General features: G+C 45.0%; 1 pseudogene. It reads left to right on the top strand.

Annotated elements, in window-relative coordinates:
- A pseudogene (locus AB4486_RS25810) lies at positions 1 to 249 on the top strand (cytochrome C); the annotation flags it as partial.
- Positions 250 to 340: the final 91 nt, after the last annotated feature.

The raw sequence follows: 340 nt of genomic DNA on the forward strand, positions 1-340 counted from the left end.
AAAGGGCAATGTAACGCCTGCCATACCAGCTTAATCGTTGCTCAGAATAGCGGCAACAGAGAGCAATGGCGTGAAACCATTCAGTGGATGGTCGACACTCAAGGGCTGTGGGATCTGTCTGATACTTGGGATCCAGTATTGGATTACCTCAGTACCTACTATCAAGACAAAGGCATCGATATGAACAAGTATCGTCGTAAGCCTATTGATAGCGCTTTGATGCCACCTATGCCGGGAGAGAGCCAATGATCATCAATCGATTAAAACGAACCTCTCTTGTGAATGGAATTGTTGCGAATGGAGCTGTTTTTAATAGAGCTGTTGCAAATAGAGCTATAGC

The organism is Vibrio sp. 10N.222.55.C6, from assembly GCF_041473395.1.
Lineage (GTDB): Bacteria > Pseudomonadota > Gammaproteobacteria > Enterobacterales > Vibrionaceae > Vibrio > Vibrio crassostreae_C.